This is a genomic window from Streptomyces sp. P1-3, from assembly GCF_050613155.1.
Classification (GTDB): Bacteria; Actinomycetota; Actinomycetes; order Streptomycetales; family Streptomycetaceae; genus Streptomyces.
Window position 1 is genome coordinate 6874887 of the sequence record NZ_CP192512.1, and the last position, 22014, is coordinate 6896900.

At 69.7% G+C, this 22014-nt stretch carries 20 protein-coding genes; 9 read left to right on the forward strand and 11 right to left on the reverse strand.

Annotated features, from left to right (window positions below; genetic code table 11):
* Window positions 1–16 precede the first annotated feature (16 nt).
* The 3 genes from ACQUSR_RS29395 to ACQUSR_RS29405 form a co-directional block, all read right to left on the reverse strand.
* A complete protein-coding gene (locus ACQUSR_RS29395; RefSeq protein ID WP_431045673.1) occupies window positions 17–715 on the reverse strand; it encodes a family 16 glycoside hydrolase in 699 nt (232 codons plus the stop codon).
* Window positions 712–1884 carry a non-hydrolyzing UDP-N-acetylglucosamine 2-epimerase gene (gene wecB / locus ACQUSR_RS29400; protein WP_431047919.1) on the reverse strand — a complete coding sequence of 391 codons (1173 nt, stop codon included), beginning with the start codon at window positions 1882–1884 and terminating at the stop codon, window positions 712–714. Before wecB ends, ACQUSR_RS29395 begins: the two co-directional genes overlap by 4 nt.
* Before the next feature lie 124 nt (window positions 1885–2008).
* Window positions 2009–3235, reverse strand: coding sequence for a glycosyltransferase family 2 protein (locus tag ACQUSR_RS29405; RefSeq protein WP_431045675.1), 1227 nt, complete (start codon window positions 3233–3235; stop codon window positions 2009–2011).
* Window positions 3236–3859: 624 nt separating this feature from the next.
* Here ACQUSR_RS29405 and ACQUSR_RS29410 point away from each other — a divergent pair.
* From ACQUSR_RS29410 to ACQUSR_RS29420, 3 genes are all read left to right on the forward strand, one after another.
* The gene (locus ACQUSR_RS29410; protein ID WP_431045677.1) at window positions 3860–5710 is read left to right on the forward strand and encodes a DUF2334 domain-containing protein; all 1851 of its coding nucleotides are present in this window, start codon (window positions 3860–3862) and stop codon (window positions 5708–5710) included.
* A 113-nt stretch (window positions 5711–5823) separates the two neighbouring features.
* Window positions 5824–6882 carry a glycoside hydrolase family 113 gene (locus ACQUSR_RS29415; protein WP_431045679.1) on the forward strand — a complete coding sequence of 353 codons (1059 nt, stop codon included), beginning with the start codon at window positions 5824–5826 and terminating at the stop codon, window positions 6880–6882.
* A gap of 405 nt (window positions 6883–7287) precedes the next feature.
* Window positions 7288–8316 carry a hypothetical protein gene (locus ACQUSR_RS29420; protein WP_431045681.1) on the forward strand — a complete coding sequence of 343 codons (1029 nt, stop codon included), beginning with the start codon at window positions 7288–7290 and terminating at the stop codon, window positions 8314–8316.
* Window positions 8317–8479: 163 nt separating this feature from the next.
* Here ACQUSR_RS29420 and ACQUSR_RS29425 read toward each other — a convergent pair whose 3' ends face one another.
* From ACQUSR_RS29425 to ACQUSR_RS29435, 3 genes are all read right to left on the reverse strand, one after another.
* A complete protein-coding gene (locus tag ACQUSR_RS29425) occupies window positions 8480–9103 on the reverse strand; it encodes an isochorismatase family protein (RefSeq protein ID WP_431045683.1) in 624 nt (207 codons plus the stop codon).
* 106 nt (window positions 9104–9209) lie between these two features.
* Window positions 9210–10202, reverse strand: coding sequence for a GlxA family transcriptional regulator (locus tag ACQUSR_RS29430; RefSeq protein ID WP_431045685.1), 993 nt, complete (start codon window positions 10200–10202; stop codon window positions 9210–9212).
* Between the two features lie 123 nt (window positions 10203–10325).
* Entirely contained in the window at window positions 10326–10643 is a 318-nt protein-coding gene (locus ACQUSR_RS29435) for an ArsR/SmtB family transcription factor (protein ID WP_431045687.1), read from the reverse strand.
* A 100-nt stretch (window positions 10644–10743) separates the two neighbouring features.
* Between ACQUSR_RS29435 and ACQUSR_RS29440 the strand changes: the two genes are divergently transcribed.
* Window positions 10744–11115, forward strand: coding sequence for a VOC family protein (locus tag ACQUSR_RS29440; protein ID WP_431045689.1), 372 nt, complete (start codon window positions 10744–10746; stop codon window positions 11113–11115).
* A gap of 11 nt (window positions 11116–11126) precedes the next feature.
* On the opposite strand, the gene ACQUSR_RS29445 is transcribed toward ACQUSR_RS29440, so the two are convergent.
* The 4 genes from ACQUSR_RS29445 to ACQUSR_RS29460 all read right to left on the reverse strand — a co-directional run bounded on the left by ACQUSR_RS29445 (window position 11127) and on the right by ACQUSR_RS29460 (window position 15292).
* Window positions 11127–12458, reverse strand: coding sequence for a phosphatase PAP2 family protein (locus tag ACQUSR_RS29445; RefSeq protein WP_431045691.1), 1332 nt, complete (start codon window positions 12456–12458; stop codon window positions 11127–11129).
* 1198 nt (window positions 12459–13656) lie between these two features.
* On the reverse strand, window positions 13657–13839 hold the full coding sequence (locus ACQUSR_RS29450; RefSeq protein ID WP_431045693.1) for a hypothetical protein: 183 nt from the start codon (window positions 13837–13839) through the stop codon (window positions 13657–13659).
* 597 nt (window positions 13840–14436) lie between these two features.
* The gene (locus tag ACQUSR_RS29455) at window positions 14437–14832 is read right to left on the reverse strand and encodes a cupin (RefSeq protein ID WP_431045694.1); all 396 of its coding nucleotides are present in this window, start codon (window positions 14830–14832) and stop codon (window positions 14437–14439) included.
* Between the two features lie 28 nt (window positions 14833–14860).
* Window positions 14861–15292 carry an alpha/beta hydrolase fold domain-containing protein gene (locus ACQUSR_RS29460; RefSeq protein ID WP_431045696.1) on the reverse strand — a complete coding sequence of 144 codons (432 nt, stop codon included), beginning with the start codon at window positions 15290–15292 and terminating at the stop codon, window positions 14861–14863.
* A 449-nt stretch (window positions 15293–15741) separates the two neighbouring features.
* Between ACQUSR_RS29460 and ACQUSR_RS29465 the strand changes: the two genes are divergently transcribed.
* Window positions 15742–16257 carry a secondary thiamine-phosphate synthase enzyme YjbQ gene (locus ACQUSR_RS29465; protein ID WP_431045698.1) on the forward strand — a complete coding sequence of 172 codons (516 nt, stop codon included), beginning with the start codon at window positions 15742–15744 and terminating at the stop codon, window positions 16255–16257.
* 45 nt (window positions 16258–16302) lie between these two features.
* On the opposite strand, the gene ACQUSR_RS29470 is transcribed toward ACQUSR_RS29465, so the two are convergent.
* On the reverse strand, window positions 16303–17268 hold the full coding sequence (locus ACQUSR_RS29470; RefSeq protein ID WP_431045700.1) for a PH domain-containing protein: 966 nt from the start codon (window positions 17266–17268) through the stop codon (window positions 16303–16305).
* Between the two features lie 279 nt (window positions 17269–17547).
* Between ACQUSR_RS29470 and ACQUSR_RS29475 the strand changes: the two genes are divergently transcribed.
* From ACQUSR_RS29475 to ACQUSR_RS29490, 4 genes are all read left to right on the forward strand, one after another.
* On the forward strand, window positions 17548–18990 hold the full coding sequence (locus ACQUSR_RS29475; protein WP_431045702.1) for an SGNH/GDSL hydrolase family protein: 1443 nt from the start codon (window positions 17548–17550) through the stop codon (window positions 18988–18990).
* Window positions 18991–19240: 250 nt separating this feature from the next.
* Window positions 19241–19468 (forward strand): hypothetical protein, encoded by a 228-nt coding sequence (locus ACQUSR_RS29480; protein ID WP_431045704.1) that lies wholly within the window; start codon window positions 19241–19243, stop codon window positions 19466–19468.
* Between the two features lie 135 nt (window positions 19469–19603).
* Window positions 19604–20557 (forward strand): hypothetical protein, encoded by a 954-nt coding sequence (locus tag ACQUSR_RS29485; protein ID WP_431045706.1) that lies wholly within the window; start codon window positions 19604–19606, stop codon window positions 20555–20557.
* Between the two features lie 396 nt (window positions 20558–20953).
* On the forward strand, window positions 20954–21874 hold the full coding sequence (locus ACQUSR_RS29490) for a S8 family peptidase (RefSeq protein WP_431045708.1): 921 nt from the start codon (window positions 20954–20956) through the stop codon (window positions 21872–21874).
* The last annotated feature ends 140 nt before the right edge of the window (window positions 21875–22014 follow it).

Here is a 22014-nt window from a genome sequence, read left to right on the forward strand (position 1 = left end):
GGCGGGCCCCCTCCCCTCACCGCTCTTCGCCGGTCCCGTGCTCCGCGACGCCGATCTTCCGGAACTCGGCACGGGCGTCCTCGGTGTAGGCGCCCACGCTGCCCGCCGTGTACGGGCGTTCCCGGTCCTCGAAGTCCACCAGCGGACGGCCGTCCACGACCACCGTCATCCGTGGGCCCCGCTGCCGCACCCTGACCTCCGACCAGGTCCCGACCGGAAAGGAGGGGGAGCCGGTGGCCAGGAACCGCTGCCCGCCCCGGTAGTCGGGGTCCCGCTTGCCCAGCTCCCAGCCGTTGGGCTTGAGCGCCAGATAGTAGAAGTGCTCGGGGTCGGTGTACGCCCACACCAGCCACGCCACTTCCCACGGGTTGGGCTCGGGGCTGCGCAACTGCTCGGCGGTACGCATCCGCGCCCGGTAGTCCACCCGCTCATAGCGTGCGGTGGAGACGACCAGTGCGGCGTGGGTGCGGCCGGGTTCGCGGGCCGCGAGCGGGGTGAGCGTCAGCTCGTCCACCCCGCCGGTGGTGTGCCCGTACCCGTGGAAGACCGACCGCCACGGCCCGTACACCGCGCCGTCCTGCCAGGACGGTGCCGTCCCGTCCCGCCGCCCGTCTCCGCGGACACGGTCCACCACGAGTGCGCCGCTCACCACGAGGACGGCGATGAGAGCGATCCCCGCACACCGCCGGAAGGCGCACCACCGCACGGACGTCATGCCGTCGGATCATACGAGCCCGATGCCCCGTCGCCCAGTGGGCGCCCGTCGTCCTCCTTCGCTCCGCTCCGACCGGCCCGGACCGGTCCACCCTTGAAGTCCTCGGCAAGCCGGGCCACGATGTGCTCCGCGGCCCGGCCGTCCCCGAACGGGTGGCGGGCCTGCGCCATCCGCCCGTACTCGGCCCGGTCGTCCAGCAGCCGTACCGCGGCGGCCAGGATGGCCTGCGGATCGGTGCCGACCAGTCGGGCCGCTCCCGCCTCCACCGCCTCCGGGCGCTCGGTGGTGGTCCGCAGCACCAGGGCGGGTTTGCCCAGGCTGGGAGCCTCCTCCTGTACGCCTCCTGAGTCGGTCAGCACCAGATCGCAGGCGGCCAGGGTGGCGGCGAAGTCCAGGTAGTCGAGCGGTTCCACCACCGTCACCGCCGGATGCCCGGCCAGCTCCGGGAGCAGGGCGTCGCGCACCGCGGGGCTGCGGTGCAGCGGCAGCACGATCTCCACATCCCCCCGGTCGGCCAGCTGCCGGAGCGCCGCGCCCATCGCTCGCATCCGGTGCCCTTGGTTCTCCCGGCGGTGCAGGGTCAGCAGCACCCGCCGGGCGCCCGTGCGAAAGGCGCTGCGTCCGGTCCCCTCCCTCAGGACCCACAGCAGGTTGTCGACGACGGTGTTGCCCGTGGTGATCACCTGCTCGGCCGGTACCCCTTCGGCGCGCAGATGCGCCGCGGACCGGGCGGTGGGGGCGAAGTGCCAGAACGCCATGCGGCCGATGAGCCGGCGGTTGAGCTCCTCGGGGAACGGGTTGTCGAGGACACCGGTGCGCAGCCCCGCCTCCACATGGGCCACCGGGACGCGTTCGTAGAAGGCGGCCAGCGCGCCGCACAGCGCGGTGGTGGTGTCGCCCTGGACCACCACCACGTCCGGTCGTTCGGTCCGGATCGCCGCGCCCAGCCCCGCCACCAGTCGGGCCGTCAGCTCCGGCAGCCGCTGCCGGTCCCGCATCACCGCCAGGTCGGTCTTCACCCCGACGCCGAGCAGGCCGAGCATCTGGTCCAGCATCTCGCGGTGCTGACCGGTGGTCACCACCATCGGCTCGAACAGCGAGGAGGCGGCCATCGCCCGGGCCACCGGCGCCAGTTTGATCGCCTCCGGGCGGGTGCCGAGCAGGAGCATGGCGCGCACGGACAGGGGTCTACCTGATGAGGACATGGGTCTCCCTAGGCGGGTGAGCGGACGGAAAGGGAAAGAGCGTCAGGCGCGTACGGTCCTGGGACGTCAGGTACGCGTGGAGTGAGCGTCAGGTACGCGCGGTCTTGAGCCAGGTCCGCTTGCCGGTGGCGGCCCGCCACAACCCCCACCAGCCCGCCGCGAACCAGATGTAGCCGTAGAGCACGAAGACGTGTCCGAGCAGCACCGCCCGGAGCACTCCGAGCGACCGCTCGCGCCGGCGGTAGACGAAGCCGTAGATCCAGGCGGAGGTGAAGGAGAGCAGATACGGGCCGAGCAGCCACAGCGGGGAGATCAGCGGGCGTCCGGCCTGGAACGAGGCGGCGGCCGTGCCGATCACGGCGATCAGGAAGGACAGCGGAAGCAGGGAGGTCAGCAGGATCAGGAGCGGGCTGGACAGGTGGTAGACCAGGTCCGTCGCGGCCCTGCCCCGCACCTCACGCAGGATCAGCGGGACCAGGTTGGCGGACTGCAGGTGCCCCTGGAACCAGCGGGAGCGCTGGCGCACCAGCCGCCGCAGGTCCAGTACGGCCTGCTGGGAGACGGCGGCCATGGTGCAGTGCTGGTTGGTCCAGCCGCGTGCGATCAGCCGCACGCCCAGGTCCAGGTCCTCGGTGAGGCTGTCGCTCCACGGCTCCTCACCCAGCGAGTCCAGCGCGGACAGCCGCATGAACTGGCCGTTGCCGCCCATCCCCACGCTGCCGATGGACCGGCGGGCGCTTTGGAAGACGTCGCCGTAGACGACGAACTCCATGTCCTGGAGCCGGGCCAGCAGCCCCGCCTCCCGGTTGTACATCCGGACGCAGAGCTGGGTGGCCCCGGTCCGCGGGTCGTTGAAGAACGGGTCGACCGCCTCGATCACATGGCGGTCCAGCCGGCCGTCCGCGTCCACGACGCAGACGATCACATCGTGCGGGTCCCGGTCGTCGAGCAGCCCGGACGCCCGCAACCGGCGGACGCCGTCGTTGAGCGCGGCGCCCTTGCCGCGCCGGGCGTCGGGCAACCGGCGCTGGTGGAGCCGGACCCGCTCGGGGTCCGCGGCGCGCGCGATCTCGGCCGTCCGGTCGTCGGAGGCGTCGTCGATGACCAGGGCGACGCAGTCGTCGGCGGGCAGGCTGGTGATCCGCGCCAGGCTCTCGGCCAGCACCTTCTCCTCGTTGAGGCAGGCGAGCAGGAAGACGTAGCGGCGGCTTCGGCCGGAGCCGGGGGCGTGCGGCACCCGGCGCCGGGAGAGCAGGAAGAGGCTGAAGTTGTATGTCCCGGCCATCGCGATGAGCGCGACGGCAGCCCATGTCAACGGCTCGAGCGTCACGGCCGGTCCACCGCCGGCAGACCGTCACGCGCGACGCCGTCCGAAGGCGGCAGGGCAGAGACCGCACGTATTCGAAAACGCGCGATAATCAATCCGAAAACAATCAGGCAGTAGAGCAGGAATCCCGCACCGGCGGCTGCCTGGAGAACCCTGGCAACCGAAATCCCTGGGATCATTTCCGGTGCCGCCGCAAGTCCCGCCAAGGGCAGCACAGATCCCAGAGCAGACCTACCGTACATCGGTCCCCCCAATGTGACGCGGCGCAGAAGTGGTGGACCCGTCCCCAATAGGCCCACTGCTGCGCGCTTATGGAAGGTACCAGACACATCCGCCCGTACGGGGGGCGGTTGTTCTTTTTTCAAGCGGAGATTTTTTCACGGTACGGTCCCATTGACAGCCGGGCGGGACGATCACCACAATCACCGGATTGTTGAGCTCCGTGATCCCGCGCGTGGAATTCGGTGACGGCTCGAACATATTCCTGGTACCACAATCGGCCATGATCCGATGTCTTCTGAGTGGCTGCGTTCCACAGCACGCGGGACCGAATCGAGGGGGGTACACAGAATGCGAGAACCCCGTAGGAGATCCCGGCCGGCATGGCTGGCCATGATCGCTCTGGCGATCGCCGCCCTGTTGGGGGGTGGTTTCCTGACGCCCACGGCCGCCGCCGGTGGCAGCGCGGACCGGTCGTCGGCGCACGACCCCGGCACCGGCGTGCGGGCGCAGGACGTCAGGGGCTGGGCGGCGACGCAGCGGTCCGCGGACGCGCAGCGGCGCGCTGAGATGGCCGAAAAGCGCACCATCGGGAACCGGTCGGCGAAGGATCCGCGGTCGAACCGGCTTGTGAAGAAGGTGAAGAAGCTGCGGTCGGCGCTGACCGCCGGGCCGCGGCTCCGGCTCAGGCCGCGCGCGGCCGCCGCCGAGCCCGGTCAGGCCAAGACCCTGGTCCTGTACGACACGGCGGGCCCGTACGGGCACCTGGGCGAGCTGTACGCGATGGGCGTGGCCAACCTCGGTGGCCACTTCGGCACGGTGACGGCCAAGCCGGTCCAGGAGTACGCCTCCGGCATGCTGGAGAACTACGACGCCACCGTCTACATCGGCTCCACCTACTACGGCGGTGAGATCCCGGACGCCGTACCGGAGGACTTCTACCTCGACACGCTGCTGTCCGAGCGGCCGGTGGTCTGGGTCGGCGCCAACATCTGGAACATGGCCAACTCCATCAGCCGGCAGGAGTTCGGGTTCAAGTACGGCTGGGACCCGACGACCTCCTTCTACGAGTCCGGCGGCAGCGTGGGCCAGGTCAGCAAGGTCACCTACAAGGGCCAGCAGCTCACCCGCACGATCCCGGCTGGCCAGGACGGCGGTGTGCTGCGCCCGGACATCAAGACCGGACCGGGCTACGCGCCGGTGGCCGAGGTGGCGCAGGCGGTGGACACGGCCGGGGGTACGGAGACGGCCTTCCCCTGGGCGATCCGCTCCGGCAACCTGACCTACGTCGGTGAGATCCCGTTCACGTACGTCAACGAGACCGACCGGGTCATCGCCTTCCAGGACCTGCTGTTCGACGCGCTGGCGCCGCAGACGGCCGAGCAGCACCGGGCCATGGTGCGTCTGGAGGACATCACCCCGCTGTCCGACGCCACCAGACTGCGGGCGATCGCCGACTACCTGAAGTCGCAGAACATCTCCTACGGCATCAACGTCATCCCGGTCTACACCGACCCCAAGGGGGCGCAGAACAACGGCGTGCCGCGCACCGTCAAGCTCTCCCAACGGCCGGGTCTGGTCAGCACCCTCAAGTACATGCTCGGCAACGGCGCGGTGCTCATGGACCACGGCTACACCCACCAGTACGGGAACGCGGACAACCCGTACAACGGGGTGAGCGGGGACGACTTCGAGTTCTTCCGCGCCCACGTGGCAGCCGACAACTCGGTGGTCTACGACGGTCCGGTGGCCGAGGACTCCGCCGAGTGGGCCCAGGGCCGGATCACCGCGGCCCTCGCCGAGTTCGCCCGGGTGGGCCTGCCCAAGCCGAAGCTGTGGACCACGCCGCACTACGCCGCCTCGGCCACCGACTACCGGGTCTTCGCGCAGAACTTCTCGGCCCGGCTGGAGCGGTCGCTGTACTTCGCGGGAACGCTGCGGGGCGCCGCGGCCGACCCCACCCGCTACCTGGGGCAGTTCTTCCCGTACCCGGTCACCGATGTGTACGGGACGAAGGTGCTCCCGGAGAACCTGGGCAGCTATGAGCCCGAGGCCGCCAACAACCATCCGCCCCGGCTGGCGGCCGACCTGGTCAAGGCCGCCAAGGCCAACCTGGCGGTGCGGGACGGCTTCGCCAGCTTCTACTACCACCCGTACCACCCGGTGGAGCCGCTGAAGGAGACCGTTCAGGGGCTCCAGCAGCTGGGCTACACCTTCGTCAGCCCGGAGAGCCTGATCGGGTGAGCTGACGCGCCCGGTATCGCCTGAGCACCACCCGTGCCGTCCCCGCCCCTTGCGGCGGGGACGGCACGGGCATCCGTACGACGCCATAGTCACGCCATAGTGAGGCCCTGCCGATGAAAGCACTGAGGCGGGCGACCGCCGCGGTGACCGCCGCCCTCGCCTTTCTGACCGGATGCTCGGGAGGCGGCGACGGCTCGACCGCACCCCGCACCGGCAGCCCCACCCGTTCCCCCGCCACCGGCGGCCCGGGTGAACAGGTGCGGGGCATCACCCTGCCCGCCTGGAGCACCGACGACTACGACCGGCCCGAAGCCCGGCGCTATCTGCGGCAGATCGCGGACACCGGCGCCGGCTGGGTGGTCTTCACCCCCACCTGGTACCAGGACGGCCCCCGCCGGTCCGCGATGCACACCACCGAGGAGACCGCGAGCGACCGCAGCGTGCGTCGCATCGTCGGGCTGGCCCACGCCGCCGGGCTGAAGGTGATGCTCAAGCCGCACGTGGACCTGGTGGACGGGGGAGACCGCGCCGGTATCCGGCCCACCGACACGGACGCCTGGTTCACCGCCTACGAGCGCTTCATCACCCACTACGCCGAACTGGCCGAGGAGATGGGCGTGGAGCGGTTCGCCGTCGGCACCGAGCTGGCGGGCACCAGCCGCGACCGCCGGCGCTGGACCGAGGTGATCTCCTCCGTACGCGGCACCTACCGCGGCCCGCTGACCTACGCCGCCAACTACGACGAATACCGCCGCATCCGCTTCTGGTCCTCCCTCGACACGATCGGCATCGACGCCTACTGGCCGCTGACGGAGACCGCCACGACCGACCCCGACCGGCTGGCCGAGGGCTGGCGGCCGATCGTCACCGAACTCGCCGCGTTCGCCCGCCGGCAGGACCGCGAGATCCTGTTCACCGAGGCCGGCTACGTCAGCCAGCGCGGCTCCACCACCGCGCCGTACTCCTGGACCGTCAGCCAACGGGCCGCCGTGAGCGAGCAGTCCGCGGCGTACGAGGCCCTGCTGACCGCCTTCGATGGCCGCCCCTGGTGGGCCGGGGTCTGCTGGTGGATGTGGGACGACTGGCCCGGCAGTGGGGAGACCGCGCGGCGCCTGGCCTACACCCCGCACGGCAAGCCCGCGGAGGACGTGCTGCGCCGCTGGTGGCGGTAGCCGGCGGCGAGGGGGCGCGTGATCGAGAGGGGTGCAGCGCCGTTGCACTCCCTCTACGCTCCTTCACCTCTCCTTCATCGTTGTAAAGAGTGGCTAACCGACCGGCGCTGTGTAATTCTCTGATTGCTCCGGTGGCCTGATGTCACCAGTGTCCACCGGGCGTTCCCGATCGCGCCGTCCGCGCGAAAGGGCTTGGGGGAATTCCGAAACCGCGCCGCGCCGCCACCAGTCGAAGCTGCGGAGTACTTCCGACACATCCAGTCGCATTGGTTCCGTAACGGCGGCCGTCCCCGCATCCCAGCACCATTCCTGTTGCCGATCCCAGCAGAGAGAAGGTAAGAGATGCACGCGAAAAGCCATGGGAATCCCACGGGATGGCCGACTCGCATACTCCGTGCCCTGACGGTGGTCGCACTCGCCGTCGGCATGATCGCTCTCGCGCCCTTCACCGCCCACGCGGCCCCGAGCCGTGGCTATGCCTACGTGTGGGCGAACCAGGCGTCCGCCCCGCTCAACACGCCCTACACACCGTCCGGCTACTACAGCGCCAACTCCACCGGCGCGGCCAACTCCGTCGTCCGCACCGGCACCGGCCAGTACACCGTGCGCATGCCCAGACTCGGGCTGCTGGGCGGCACCGTGCACGTCACGGCGTACGGAGCGACATCCCACTCCTGCAACGTCTCCTCCTGGTACCCCGTCGGTGACCGGCTCGACGTGCACGTGCGGTGCTTCACCCCGTCCGGCTACCGCGCCAACACCCGGTTCACCGCGAGCTTCGTCAACGCCTCCTCCCTCGGCGGCCGCTTCGGCTACGTGTGGGCGGACCGGCCGACCGCGGGCTCGTACACGGCGTCGACGACGTACCAGTTCAACTCGACCGGCGCCGCCAACACCGTCACGCGCGGCGGAGTGGGCCAGTACACGGTGCGGTTCCCGAACATCGGCTCCTCGGCGGGGCACGTGCAGGCCACCGCGTACGGAGACGTGCAGGCGCGCTGCAAGGTCGTCAACTGGTACCCCTCCGGAACCTCCCAGCTCGTCAACGTCCGCTGCTTCACCCTCGGCGGCGCTCTGCGCGACACCCGGTTCACGCTGACCTACGCCCGCGGCACGAGCATCCTCCGCACCGCGCCCGCCGCGTACGCCTGGGCGAACCAGCCGACCGCGGGCTCGTACACGCCGGCGACGGCGTACCAGTACAACTCCACCGGAAACACCAACCGGATCACGCGCCACGGCGTCGGCGTCTACCGTGTCTGGACCCCCGGAATGCCCCTGGGTTACGGCGATGTCCAGGTGACGGCCTATGGCTCCGACTCCAGGCACTGCAAGGTGGACTACTGGACGCCGAGCACCGGCATCCAGGTGCGCTGCTTCACCGCCTGGGGGACACCGGCTGACACCCAGTACGACGTGTCGTTCGCACGATAGCGAGGCGTTGGCCCATCCCGGCCCTGCGCTCCCGGCCACGGCTGGGAGCGCAGGGCCGTCCGATGGATGTCGGTGCGGTGCTGCTCGCGGTGGCCGGTGTCGGGGGAACGCTCGGGGGCGCGCTGCGGCTGGGGTTCCTGCCGGCCGCGTACCCGCTGCCTGCTCAGGCGCGGAGTGCGTCGGCGGTGGGGACGACGAGGCCGAACAGGTCGGTGATGGTGGTCAGGGCGGCGGTCTGGAGGTGGGCGGCGGGCAGGACGGTGCCGTCCGGGACGGGGAGAGCGCGGGTGGCGGTGGTCTCGGCGACGACGGTGGGCCGGTAGCCGAGGTTGAAGGCGCCCTGGGCGGTGAAGGTGACGCACATGTGCGTCATGAACCCGGCCAGCACGAGGTCCTTGCCGCTGCCCGGGCCGAATCCCAGGTCGCACAGGGTCTTCTCCAGCTCGGTGGCGTGGAAGGCGTTGGGGAACCGCTTGACCACGACCGGCTCGCCGCCGACCGGGGCGACCTCGTCGCTGATGGAGCCGATGTGGGCGCGGATGTCGTACGGGGTGTTCTCGCCGCCGTCGTTGACGATGTGGATGACCGGCGTGCCCGTGTCGCGGGCGCGCCCCAGCAGGCGGGCGGCCGCTGCGAGGGCCTCCTCGGCGCCGGCCAGGGCCATGACGCCGGTGCGGTAGGTGTTCTGGAAGTCGATCATGATCAGGGCGGACTCGCTCAGCCGGGGCGGCTGGTCGTCCAGCCCGATCACGTCGCGCAGGGTCGTGGACGGGTGGTGCGTGCTCATCAGGGGCCTTTCATCAGGGAAGTGGGCATGGCGAATCATCAGGGAAGCGGGCATGGCGGAGTCCTCCGCCTCGCTCCATGCGGGGTGAATCAGGTGGGTGCGCGGGTCAGGCGGCCTGGGCGCGGAAGCGGCGGCGGTAGGCCGCCGGGGTGGTGGCGAGCTGCCGCCTGAACGCCCGGTGCAGGGTCTCCGCCGAGCCGAGCCCGGCAGCGGCCGCGACCTGGTCGAGCGGGCAGTCGGTGGTCTCCAGCAGACGCCGGGCCACCTCGATACGGGCCGCTTCGACATAGGCGCCGGGACTTGTGCCCGTCTCCTGTTTGAAGACGCGGGCGAAGTGCCGTTCGCTGAGGCACATCCGGGCGGCCAGGGCCCCAGCGGACAGGTCCGCGTCGAGGTGGTCGGCGATCCACAACCGCAGCTCGTCGATGTCCCGGCGGGTGGCGGCGGGGCGGCTGAGCGGCACGGAGAACTGGCTCTGGCCGCCCTGCCGTTTGAGGTACATCACCAGCTGCCGGGCCACCGCCAGCGCGGTCTGCTCACCCTGGTCCTCCGCGACCAGCGCCAGGGCGAGATCCAGGCAGGCGCTGATCCCCGCCCCGGTCCACAGCCGGCCGCGGTCGGTACGGACGAAGATCGGGTCCGGATCGACCGTGACGCCCGGGTGGTCGGCGGCGAGCTGGGCGGCGGTCGACCAGTGAGTGGTCGCCGGCTTCCCGTCCAGCAGCCCGGCCGCGGCCAGCACGTGCGCGCCCACGCACACCGATGCCACTCTCCGGGCGTGCGGGGCGGTCTCCTTCACCCACGCCACGACAGCGCTGTCGATACGCGCGCGGGGACCGTCGTCGGTCATGTCCACCGCGCCCGGCACCAGCAGGGTGTCCACCTGCCCGCCGACGTCGTCGAAGGCCACGTCGGTGAGCAGCCGCACCCCCGCCGACGTGCGGACCGCGCCCTCGACCGGCCCGGCAAGGCGGACCTGGTAGCCGGCCCGGCCTGCGGTCTCCCGGTTGGCCAGCGCGAAGACCTCGGCCGGGCCGGTGACGTCGAGGAGATCGACATCGGGGAAGACCGCGATGACGACACGGTGCGAAGTGGGCATGCGCCCATCCTCACTGCCGCCACTCCGGGACCGCAATGACGATTCCCTGTCACATACGGACACGGTGGACCCGCCTGTCCGCGCCGCTCGAACGCTCGGATCGTCGACGAGACACGCGCTGGATCACTCGCGGAGTGGCGCGGTGGCGCAAGCCAGGATGGCAGCCAGTACGCGAGGGAAACGCGTCTCCAGATCATCGCGGCGCAGGGTCATGTAGCGCGCCTTGCCCTCTGAGCGAGTCCACGTCAGGCCCGCCTCCCGCAGGATGCGCCAATGGTTGGACAGCGTGGAGCGCGGGATGTCGAGGTGCTCTGGACTGCACGGCACCTCGCCGTCGGAGGCCATCAGGCGCACCAGTTCCAGGCGGACCGGATCGCTCAGAGCGTGCAGCACGGAGACCAGATCCAGGTCTGCCGTCTCCGGTTGAGTCAGTGATCGCATCCCGCACTCTCTGTTGGCCACCAGGCTTGGCATCGTCGCCAACCCAGCATACGATCATTTCCATGTTTCGGGATCATCGAAATGATCAAGGAGTGGCCTGATGGCAGTTCTCACTACCTACGCCCGCGTGTACGTCGACGACCTGGACGCCGCTCTCCCGACCTTCGAGGCCCTGACCGGCGCCAAGCCGGAGCTCCGCTTCGTGTACGAGGGTGTCGAGCTCGCGGCAGTAGGCGCCTGCCTGCTGGTCGCGGGAACGCCGGAGGCGTTGGCTCCGTTCCGCAACGTGCAGGTCACCGCCATCGTCGACGACCTCGAGGAAATCCTCACGGTAGTTGCGCGCGAGGGTGGCCAGACGCTCGACGGCCCCAACGCTGTCCCAACCGGGCAGAATTTGACGATTCTCCACCCCGGTGGAGCGGTCATCGAGTATGTCCGATTCGACTCCGCCAAGGTCGAGGCGCAAACCTGATGCGACATGACTCAAACCAGTTCGGGTTGCGGTTCCGGTTGCCGCACTGGTGCGGCCTTCGGTTCCCACAGTTTGGTGGTCCGTACGTAGCCGTAGACCACTGAGGTCATCGCCAGAATGAGAAGTGGTCCGAACACCCACGGATGCTCGGCCATCTCCATCGGCAGATACCGATACGACACCAAGAGCGCGACGAAGACCGTTGCGCCGGAGGCGACCAGCTGGATTCCTGACCGATCCCAGCCACGGTCGAGCGAGCGCAGAGCCGCCTCGATCGTGAGCGCGAACACCACGCCGGCAATGAGATCCACGCCGTAGTGGTAGCCGAATCCCAGCGTTGCGCCGAGCGTGGCAATCAGCCAGAACGTGCCTGCGAATCGCAGAATCCTTGGGCCCTTGCGGGTATGAATGAAGATCGCGACAGCCCACGCCGTGTGCAGGCTGGGCATGCAGTTGCGAGGGGTGATCCCGTCGTATCCCACCGGGTGCGGGGTATTGATCGGCGGCAGCGTGTCCGGCCACAGGTTGGCCACCGCCCACTGCACGCCGCCGGTGCCGGAGGTGCCCGGGCCGTAGGCGAAGATCGGTCCGACCACCGGGAAGACCATGTAGATGGCCGGCCCGAGGAGGCCGATCACCAAAAAGGTGCGCACCAGATGATGGCGCGGGAAGCGGCGCTCGACCGCCACGTTACGCAGCTGGTACAGCGCGACGACGACCGCGGCCACCGCGAGCTCACCGTAGACCCAGTCGAGAAGATGGGTGCCGATCGGATCGGTGGCCCTGAGAATCCGGCCTGCCAGCCATGACGGGTTGCCCAGCGCGTGATCGGCGGTTGCCACATACTGGTCGAGCACCTGCGGGCGGGTCTTCGACGTGATGAGCAGCCAGGTATCGCCGGTCTTGCGGCCGGCCACCAGCACCAGGCCCAGCCCGACGCCCTTCAGGAGCAGGACACGTTCCCGGCCGGTGCGGCGCGTGACAGCGATGACCCCATAGCCCAACATCACCCACAACGCGCCGTTGCCGAAGAAGTGCCCGTCGGGCGTCTCAGCGTCGACCGCCCACCGCACCAGCACGAAGACGACGTCGATGCCGATCGCGGCACCAGCCGCGATGAACCGCTGCCGCCAGGTGAGCACCACCATCATCAACGCCATACCGCCGTACAGCGGCCCGGGTTTGGGGGCGAATATCACCTCTCGCGCCTGGTTGGTGATCGGCCCCGGCTGGCCGGTGTAGCGACGCGCGGCGATCTCCAGCGCGATGAGGAATCCGAGGGTCACCACACCCGCCGTGGCCCACAGCATCACCCGTGGTTGACGCCACGCGGCGAACGGCATTCTGTTGTTTATTCGCGAAAACACCCGCGATGCTATAGGTATCAATTGTTTGGCCGATTTGTTAGTTCTAGTTGGCTAGGTCACCCTTTGTGCCGGTTGGCATGGTTTTCCGGTGAAGGGTGGGCGATGAGGGCGATCGTCGTGAGTTCGAGCATGCTATCGGAGCGGTGCGGGTGGCTTCGCTGGTCACGGGCGGCACGAAGGCCAGTCGATGCTGCGCTCGATGGTCCGGCGTCTCGGGGATGACCATGAATGCCCGTTGGTCCCGGCGTTCGGGGATCGCGTGCCGGATCTGCCGTCGCCGCAGGGGTGCGGCGGTTGTAGCGGTTACGGTGGTTATGGCAGGGACTGTGTGTTTTGTCGCCGCAGACGTGGTCCGGCGCGTCCTGTTCAGCCAGTTGGCCACAGCGGCGTGGACGGGCGCCGGTGGCGACCAGCGCGTGGTGCACGCGCTCGGTCAACGGCGCGGCACCGGACGCGTCGGCCAGGTCGAGCGCCTGTCGCAGCTGGGCACGGGATTCCTCGATGTGAACCGTCCTTGTGCAGGGCCTCGCCCAGCTCGGTCAGGGCGTGGGTGAGGTCGAGGCGTGCCGGTGTCGATTCCAGCGAGGCGACCGCCTCGGCCAGCGTCGCCGGTCGCGGCCGGGCCGGTCAGGAGCTTCCCGAGGCCGCGCAGGCTCGTGGCGACGGTGCGCGGGCTGCCCCATGCGCGAGCGAGCTCCAGCTCCTCCCGGGCCAGGCGCGCGGCGGTCGTGCCGTCGCCCAGCTGGTGGTGGATCCGGGCGGTTCGGAGCGCCGTGGGACCAGCGTGGGACTGTCGTAGCCACCCTCTACCTGGCGACGGCCGCACTCCTCCAGATCGGCCAGGGCGGCCCGGGGCTTCCCCTGGACCAGCCGCAGCCGGGCCCGCGCGGCGAACAGGTGTGTCCAGCTCCAGTGCCTGCCCACTGGGCCTTCGAACGGGGCCAGGCACATCCGGGCGGGCTGATAGCGCTGGTCGGCCGAGGCCGAGGCCGAGGCCGAGACAAGGCGAGAGCCTGCCGACTGTGCTCCAGGGCCGTGCGGGGGTCTCCCAGCCGGTGGGCGATCTCGGTCCGGATGGACGGCAGCAGCGGCCGCAGTGGTGGCGACTGCCGCTCCGGCGTGGTGCCGACCACGCGCTCGTACCAGCACTCGGCCTTCAACGCGAGCGCCGCCATCAGGAGACGCTGGCCAGCAGGATGCCCTGCGCCCACAGTGCGTACAGCGACTCGCGGTCGGCCTCGGGAATCTGGCCTCTGAGCGCGTCCAGCACTCCGATGGCTTCTTCGGCCCGGCCGGTACGGGTCAGCGCCTCGGACAGGTGGGGGACCAGCCGGGCGGGTTCGGGCTCCTCCTCCACGGCCGTACGCAGATGGCCGAGCCTGCCTGGGCCAGCAGTGCCTCCCGCAGGAGGGGGTGGCGCAGTCGCCAGGGCGGCCCCGGCTCCAGCAGGCCGGCCTGTTCCCGGACGGTGACCGCACCGGCCACGGCGACGTCGTCGAGCCCGGTGACCTCCCGGAGCAGCGCCATGCTGGAGTCACGTTCCACGACGGCCACCGTGGCGGCCACGGACGAGACGGCGGGCGAGTGCCGGCGCGCAGCAGGACCGGCAGATGGCGGACGAGGGAACAAGCCGTCACCGTGGTCAGCCGGGGCAGCTCCGGGCCCTTCGGCGGAACGCCGCTACGGACGGGGTCGTCGGCGAGCGCGCGCAGCAGGCGGCCACGCGCTATCTGGTGACAGGCGGCGCCGAGGTGATCGTCGGGTGCGGCCGAGCCCGCGGTGGCGGCCGGCTCGTGGCTGACAGCGGTGTCCCCGTCAGCCGGGCGCCAGAGCACGCTCGACCGCGCCCATCGCCTCCAGTACGCGGGCTTCGCTGCCGCGTCTGGACGGGCGTAGATCACCTAACGGCCTGTCAGCACCAGCCTGAGCGTCCACAGCGCTGTATCCGGCCTGCTCAGGCTTCGGTCCGCTTCTCCAGGTGGGTGCCGCGTGGCAGCGTGACGGCCATGATGCCGCTGGGGGCGTCCAGTGCGATGCGGTGCCATCGCCCGCGCGGCACGATGGCCGCGGTTCCGGCCGCCAGCTTGATCTCGTCCTCGTCGTCCCCCGGCCGTTCCGGGCGGAGGACGAGGCGTATTCCGCCGGTGATGCAGGAGACGAGTTCGTCAGCGTCGGGGTGAAGTTCCCAGTGGTCGCCGTGGACGTCGGCTTCGGTCTCCGCGTGGGCGGCCATCAGCAGCCAGCCGTCCCGCCCGAGTTCGGGGTCCATCGTTTGCTGCTCGGTGTGCACTTGGCCGCCTGGGTGAAGGTGGACAGCGGAGGTGAAGAGATCGATCGGGGTGACAGTCATGCCGGGACGTCCTTCCTGCGGTGGTCTTTCATCGGGTGGGTTGTGGCATGGAGGTGGTCGGCCGCGACCAGGCCGGTGGCAGGCCGGCAAGGTCGGCGGCCCGCGCCGGGGCGGCGTACGGCGTGGCGGGCTGGGAGCTCAGGTAGTGCCGCCACGCTGCGGTGATCTTGTCGCGGTTCATCCAGGGCGTGCCGGTGAAGTTCCGTGCCGACCACGTCTCCTGCCGGTCATCCAGCGGGGGCTGGTTGAGCAGTTGGAGGCGGATCGGCGGCCCCTGCTGGTCACGCGCCCGCAACGCCACCGCGGCCGCGAGCCCGCCGCCCGCACTGTGCCCTCCGACCGCGATCCGCTCCGGGTCGATACCGAGCTCGGCGGCGTGCTCGGACGTCCAGGTCAGCGTGGCGTACGCGTCGTCGAGGGCGGCCGGGAACGGGTGCTCGGGGGCCAGACGATAGCCCACCGAGATCACCGCCGCGCCGGAGAGATCTGCGATGCGGGTGGCTCACGGGTGCTCGGTGTCCAGGTCGCCCATGACGAATCCGCCGCCGTGCAGCCAGACGACGGCGCTGCCCCGCGCCTGGTGTGGCCAGGTCGGCACGGGGGAACAGCGGGATGAATGCTTCGAGTTCGGGATCCATGTCGACCATCCTCACCGCGGCCGCCCCCGAGGTCATCCGCCAACTGTCGGGCATCCCAACCGGATCACGCACCGATCGGCGCCTGGCCTCTGGTCCTGGACGATCACCTGGTGCACCGGCTTCGGTACGTCCTCGGCTATCGGACCTGAGGCGCCGGTGGCGGGGCAGCCGTTGACCGAAATGAGCCGTTGTCCCGCATGTGAACGCCTGCCACCGTTCCCTTGGCAGGGTTGGGGGGTTTCCCGCCCTGAAGCAACCTCCTGGAGGGGTTATGGCGGCCACCTCGGACACTCGGACAGACATCGTCTTCCGCGACGTACTTCCGGCGGGAAGCTCCATCGCCGTATCGGCCCGGCTCTCCGTCACCATTGACGTTCCCGAAGCAGCAATCGGCCTCACCGACGACCTCTGCCGACTGGTCGCGCAGTCGGGAGTAACCGAGGGAACGCTGCACATCTACTGCGGCCACACCACCTGCGGCCTGACCATCAACGAGAACGACAGTGGCCTGGACACGGACATGAAAGCCGTGCTGGAGCGCATCGCCCCGCACAGCAGCCACCACTACTACGCCCACGACAAGACGCGCACTCCCGCCGAGCGAGCAGTCCACGGCGAGCGCGACAACGGCCACTCCCACGCACGCGCCCTGATCGCCACGCACCCTGAGCTGAACATCCCGATCACGGCGGGCGAGCTGTACCTGGGCCGGTGGCAGGCAGTCATGCTCGCGGAGTTCGACGGACCGCGCACACGAGAGCTGCTGGTCCGCGTCCACAGGTGCTGAGCACCACGGCATGCTCCGCGACCCCGTGCCGTGGAGGCGGAACGTCTACCGGCGCCGGTCGCGGGCGATGGAGGTCAGGAGGACGGCCACGAATGCCACCACGGGCAGACCCATGAACACCCCGATGAACAGCCCCTCGGGGATGTCCGGGAGGTCGTCGAGTGCACCAGTGAACATCAAGGTCAGGAAGAGAACGGTCTGTACGCAGAGCGTCCCCATCGCGGCCGCCCGCCCCCGCTGACTCGCCGCCATGATCGTACCCGCGGTCCTCGTCTGCGCCTCGGCCTTCGTCACCGCGACCTCGGTGACCGGCAGAGGCGTCCAGTCCTCGCCACGCTGCCGCTCCCACATCTCGCGCATGGCGAGCACCTCTTGGTACACCGACAGCCCGCGCCTGTCGTGGAGATGGGGAAGCGTGAACCTACGGCCGTCGCGGTCGTAGATCGTGACGATCCCCGTGGGCTGCGTCTCGTCGGCCACCGCGGCCGCGTTGCCGTCGATCTCGATGGCCTGGATGTCGCACCAGGCCGTTCTCCGGGTCCGGAACACCCTGCGGACAGCGACGTGGTCCTGGTCGACGATGGTCATGCTCCGCCAGACCGCCGCGACCAGCAGGACGACCAGCGGAGCCACCAGCGCGACCATCGCGACCACGAGGACTATGGGCGCCCTGTCCTCCACGAAGAACGGGCCCAGCACCGAAAGGCCGCCACCCCCGAAGAAGACGGTGACGAACACCGACATCGCGAGTGGCGCACGGTACTTACGCACCTGCGGACCGCCATCCGCCGCCCCGGTCATCTCCCACCCCAGTCCTGTCCGCGCCGCCCACATGAACGGTGCAGACGCTACCGCCCAGAGGTAGGCGGGAGTCCCCAATCGCGCGTAATCCACGGCCGGTTGGGCAGGCCCGCCGTGGCAGTCGAAGAGGCTGATCCTGTTGCCGTTCGTGCTCGCGTTGCGCGCGTTGTCCAGGCACTTGCCCAGCGCGCGGAACGTGCCGTCCAGCACATGACCGGTGTCTGGCCGGAGTCGCTGCCCTTGACGCAGTCACGTACAGTGCTCTCGCCATGGCAGCCGGTTACCACTGCCCGTGAACCGGATAATTTACACGCCAGTACGACATTTATGCGCGACACTTCCACATCCTCTTCACCATAAAGGCCTAATTGGCAACATTCACCGTTCAACAGCCGCAATGGTTGCGACGCTGGCTGCGCTCCTCATCCAGCAGGAGCCCCCGTGTAACGTCACGGGTGGGGTGTAAGTGAAGAGGGGGGACGATCTTCCATGAGGGTTCATCGAAGAACGACCTGGGTTGGATCGGTTCTGCTCGTCTGCGCGTTAGGGATTCCCGCCGGAGCGGCGCAGGCGGACAACTCCGTCCAGAGGCAGCAGAGTACGGAGGGGCTGGAGAGAGCGGGGAGCGACGAGGGCCGGACGCCGGTCGCCGGGCACGGCATTCCCAGCACAGCGCGTCCCGGTGCCCCGTCGGCCGCGGCGCCCCGTCGGGAGGGCGCGGCGCTGATACGGGCGGATCAGAAGATCACCTTCTCCGAGTTCCCGCTGAACACCGCGATCAGCACGCAGTACCGGTCGCGCGGCATCGTCTTCGCGGGATCCGGCGGCGGTGGTACCCCGTTCATCAGTCAGGACGGGGCCAACCCGACATCCCCCGTGCTCTCCGGCAGTCCCCAGTTCCACGGTGGCATCCAGGGCACGTTCGTCAAGAAGAACGGCAAGCCGCGCACCGTCTCCGCGTTCTCGCTGGATGTCGGCTACATCGACACCCCGGGCACGGTGGCCGTCACCGCCCTCGACCGCAAGGGCAAGGAGATCGCCAAGAAGGTCGTCGACCGGTCCGGGATCGTCCCGGTTACCCTCCAGGTCAAGGGCATCGCCTCGTTCCGGGTCGATGAGGTCAGTGGCGAGGCGGCCGGATTCGCCATCGACAACGTCGCCTACGCCCAGCCCGAGGTTCTGGCGGCGCTCGGCGACTCGTACTCCTCCGGGGAGGCCAACCCGCCCTATGACCCGGGCACCGGTTCCGGCAGCGGCTGCCACCGCAGTGCCAGAGGCTGGCCCCGGCTGCTGGGCCAGAACAACCAGTCGTTCAAGCGGGTCAAGCACGTCGCCTGCTCGGGGGCCACGACCGTGGCGCTGAACGGCCGGTTCAAGGGCGAGATTCCGCAGTTGGAGGCCCTGGGCAAGCTCAAGGGGGCGGACGAACCCGCTTACGTCACCATGAGCATGGGCGGCAACGACGTCGGGTTCGCCCCGATCCTGAAGGGCTGCTTCCTGCGCAACTGCGTCAGGGACGGCACGCTGGCTCAGGCAGCGGCCAGGATCGATGCCCTGCGTCCCACCTTGGTGTCCCACTACAAGCGAATCCAGAACGCGGCACCCAACGCCACCGTGGTCATCGTCGGCTACCCGCGGTTGTTCCCCGAACGGAGCCAGGACGAGAACTGCTTGTGGCTGGCGAACAATGAGCGGGCCGGTCTGAACCAGCTGACCGTCAGGCTGGACCGGATGCTCGCCGGGGCGGCGCGTAGCGCCGGTGTGGAGTACGTGCCCGTGCTGGAGACGATGAACCGGCATGAGCTGTGCACCAGGCGCTCCTGGATCTACCCGATCAACGTCTACGGCGGCCAGCAGCAGGCGCATCCGATCCTGCCGGGCCAGCAGGCGATCGAAGCGGTGGTGCGCCAGCGCATCGCCGACCTCGGCTGACCGCGTCCCGCGGCCCCAGACGGTCGGAGGTGTCCACCGTCAGCTGGTGAGCCGGGCCGCGGTACGCACGGACTCGTCGGCCGCACGGCGTGCTTCCCGCGCCGTGCGGCCGATTTCCGCCGCCGCGACATACATCGGCCGATCCGCCCCCGCGCGGCGCCGAGATGCGTGCCGCGCCGCGCGGGGGGAGCATGAAAAAGGGATGAATCTGCCGCGATACCCGATGCGCGGGACCTCCAGGGTGATGGCGATGGGCGAAGGCGAGAAGAAGACCGACCGCGCCGCAGCAGCCGAGAGCCGGCCGCACCGGGTGCGTATTCCCGGATTCGTCAGCGGGGATGAAGAGGTCGGCCTCGGCGACGTTATCAAGCGAGTCACGTATGCGATGGGCGTGAGACACCCCTGCGGCGGCTGTGAACGGCGTGCTGCCGCCCTGAACCAGCGGGTGACGTTCTCCAGTCGACGGGCCCGCAGGTAGTTCTCGACGGGCCCGTAGCCGGTCCGCACCCAGAGAGTTCGTACGCAGAGAGTTCGCACACCGACAGCTCGGCTGCGCCTCCAGCTCAAGGCGGCTGAATCCCGAGTCCGGCCGAATCCGTGCGAGGAGACACCGATGGAGCCCGAACAGAGCGACGTTGTGACAAGCCGGTCCGTGGACGAAGACGATGACGAACTGCGCGCGGTGGAGCCGACCGAGACGCCGTCGATCACTCAGGCCACCTGCGGTTGCGCGGGGGAGAGAGCCGTCGCCGAGGTACAACCGGAGGCACAGGCCGACCCGGTGGAGGATGCCGCGAACCCGAGTTATGTCTATGCGTTGGGGCGCATCGAGGCGCGCTTCCCCAGTCCGGGTATCGAGAAGGAGTTCGCCCAGGTCCTGGGCAGGGCCGAAGCGCCGGATCTGACGGATGAGGAGATGCTTCATCGGGTGCTGTCGGATCCGGACAACCGCTACCTGGTGCGGCAACTGTGCTTCGTGCTGTCCGTTCAGGGGATTGAGACCTACATCCTGCGGCCGCGCGATCCTGTGGATCTCAACGCGCTGGTCGACGCGGTGCGTCCCGTGAGCAGCCCCATGGACCTCGACGTCGTCATCGGGGTGCGCGGGCCTGTCGCACCACCTGAGCTGTGCAATGGGCTGACCATTCCGGTGGTCACCTTCGACAAGATCTATTCCTTCGACAGCGAAGAGCTGATCAAGGCGGTCGAGCGTCCGAAAGACATACCCGCCAAAGATTTCGAGAAGGCGGCGAAGAAGGTATTGGAAAGATTCCTGCAGATCGGTGACAACGCCGGTGCCGCCGACGAGCATCGCGTCCTGAACTACCTGGCGGTCCGGTACGAGAAGGTCTACCAGGAAACGGTCAAGGCGTACGCGGACGGCTTCCGGTTGTCCGGTGTGGACGTCTACCCCTCACGGCTGAGCGGCACGCGCAAGATTCTGGACGTCGTGTTCTCGTTCACCAGCCGGAAATCGGACGCGACCGAGAAGTCGTTCGTCCGGGTCGATGCCACCGAGCAGTTTCTGTTCATCAGGACCAACTGGTCGCCCTACTACTACCGGTGATGTTGCGGGAGAGGTGAAGAAGGATGAGTATTCCTGGATTTACCGCCGGGACGGCGGTCTACCGGACAGGCGCGACAAGAAGCGGCGGGCTGCCGGGCGAGGCCGCCCGGATGGGCGGCGGCCACGGTGACCGGGTGGTGCCGCAGCAGTTCACCTGCGAGGAGGAACTCCGGCCGGTGTGCCGCCACCGCTGCCGACACTCCCATGATCCCCGTTGCGTCCAAAGGTGTCTCGCCGAGGCGTGCTCCGAACAGTGGTGGTGAGGCCGAGCCGGACAGGAAGGACTGAGCGGCAGTGAGACTCCCTGGATTCAGCGATTCAGCGCCGAAGAACCACCGGGAGGATCGCATCCGTGACCGCGTCTTCTGGTGCGACGTCCCGACCCGGTAAGAGGCGATGAAACCGCTGGAACTGGTCGGGCTGCCGCCTCTGATGGAACGCACGGCCGGGAGCCCCGCCGTCACCGTCGGACTGATCGACGGGAGCGTGGCGCTGGACCATCCCGATCTGGCCGGTCACCCGGTGCGGGAACTCCGCCCGGCCCGGCAGGGAGGACCGGGGCGGGGCCGGTGCGGGCCCAAGGACGCGTGCTGCGCCCATGGGACGTTCGTCGCCGGGATCCTCAGCGCGCGACGGACGTCGGTGGCACCGGCCATCTGCCCGCACTGCACGCTGCTGACGCGCCCCATCTTCTCGGGCGGGCCGTATGCCGGATCAGGCGGGCCCGGCCCCGCCCCCGGACCGGCATGCATGTCAGGCGCGCGGACCGAGGAACTGGCCGCGGCCGTGGTCGAGACGGTGGCGGCGGGCGCCCAGGTGATCAACCTCAGCCTCGCGCAGGCGGAGCCGTCCGGCAGACGGCACCGGGAACTCGACGAGGCGCTGGACCACGCCGCGAGACACGGCGTGATCATTGTCGTCGCGGCGGGCAATCAGGGCACACTCGGCATCTCGTCCATCACCCGGCACCCCTGGACGATCCCGGTCGTCGCCTGCGACCGGGGCGGCCGCCCACTGCGCCTGTCCAACCTCGGGGGCTCGATCGGCAGGCGCGGCCTGGGGGCACCCGGCGACGGCATCGTGAGTCTCGGGATCGACGGCAGGGCGCTGACCCTCAGCGGGACCAGCGCCGCCGCCCCGTTCGTCACCGGCACGATCGCGCTGCTGCGCTCGGAGTTCCCCGCGGCGTCGGCAGCGGAGGTGCGCTTCGCGGTCACGCACTCCGCCGCTGTGCGCGGCCGGGGTTCGGTGACCCCGCCCCTGCTGGACGCCTGGGCCGCGTACCGCCTTCTGCTGGCGGCCCACGCCCGCGGCTGACGCCCGGTCGGCGCGCTCACGGACGGCGCCCCCGCGCCCGCCCGGCCCTCTGTCCCGCCCGGCCCCCTGTCCAGCCCGGCCCCCGTCCCGCCCGGAGGCTCGCCGCCGCGCGCGGGCTGCGGCGAGAACGCGCTGCGCTG

What these genes read in the sequence shown, in the direction of transcription:
- ACQUSR_RS29395 (WP_431045673.1), bottom strand. Translation starts at nt 715, where the DNA reads ATGACGTCCGTGCGGTGGTGCGCCTTCCGGCGGTGTGCGGGGATCGCT.
- wecB (WP_431047919.1), bottom strand. Translation starts at nt 1,884, where the DNA reads ATGCTCCTGCTCGGCACCCGCCCGGAGGCGATCAAACTGGCGCCGGTG.
- ACQUSR_RS29410 (WP_431045677.1), top strand. Translation starts at nt 3,860, where the DNA reads ATGATCGCTCTGGCGATCGCCGCCCTGTTGGGGGGTGGTTTCCTGACG.
- ACQUSR_RS29415 (WP_431045679.1), top strand. Translation starts at nt 5,824, where the DNA reads ATGAAAGCACTGAGGCGGGCGACCGCCGCGGTGACCGCCGCCCTCGCC.
- ACQUSR_RS29425 (WP_431045683.1), bottom strand. Translation starts at nt 9,103, where the DNA reads ATGAGCACGCACCACCCGTCCACGACCCTGCGCGACGTGATCGGGCTG.
- ACQUSR_RS29430 (WP_431045685.1), bottom strand. Translation starts at nt 10,202, where the DNA reads ATGCCCACTTCGCACCGTGTCGTCATCGCGGTCTTCCCCGATGTCGAT.
- ACQUSR_RS29435 (WP_431045687.1), bottom strand. Translation starts at nt 10,643, where the DNA reads ATGCGATCACTGACTCAACCGGAGACGGCAGACCTGGATCTGGTCTCC.
- ACQUSR_RS29440 (WP_431045689.1), top strand. Translation starts at nt 10,744, where the DNA reads ATGGCAGTTCTCACTACCTACGCCCGCGTGTACGTCGACGACCTGGAC.
- ACQUSR_RS29445 (WP_431045691.1), bottom strand. Translation starts at nt 12,458, where the DNA reads ATGCCGTTCGCCGCGTGGCGTCAACCACGGGTGATGCTGTGGGCCACG.
- ACQUSR_RS29455 (WP_431045694.1), bottom strand. Translation starts at nt 14,832, where the DNA reads ATGACTGTCACCCCGATCGATCTCTTCACCTCCGCTGTCCACCTTCAC.
- ACQUSR_RS29465 (WP_431045698.1), top strand. Translation starts at nt 15,742, where the DNA reads ATGGCGGCCACCTCGGACACTCGGACAGACATCGTCTTCCGCGACGTA.
- ACQUSR_RS29475 (WP_431045702.1), top strand. Translation starts at nt 17,548, where the DNA reads ATGAGGGTTCATCGAAGAACGACCTGGGTTGGATCGGTTCTGCTCGTC.
- ACQUSR_RS29480 (WP_431045704.1), top strand. Translation starts at nt 19,241, where the DNA reads ATGGGCGAAGGCGAGAAGAAGACCGACCGCGCCGCAGCAGCCGAGAGC.
- ACQUSR_RS29485 (WP_431045706.1), top strand. Translation starts at nt 19,604, where the DNA reads ATGGAGCCCGAACAGAGCGACGTTGTGACAAGCCGGTCCGTGGACGAA.
- ACQUSR_RS29490 (WP_431045708.1), top strand. Translation starts at nt 20,954, where the DNA reads ATGAAACCGCTGGAACTGGTCGGGCTGCCGCCTCTGATGGAACGCACG.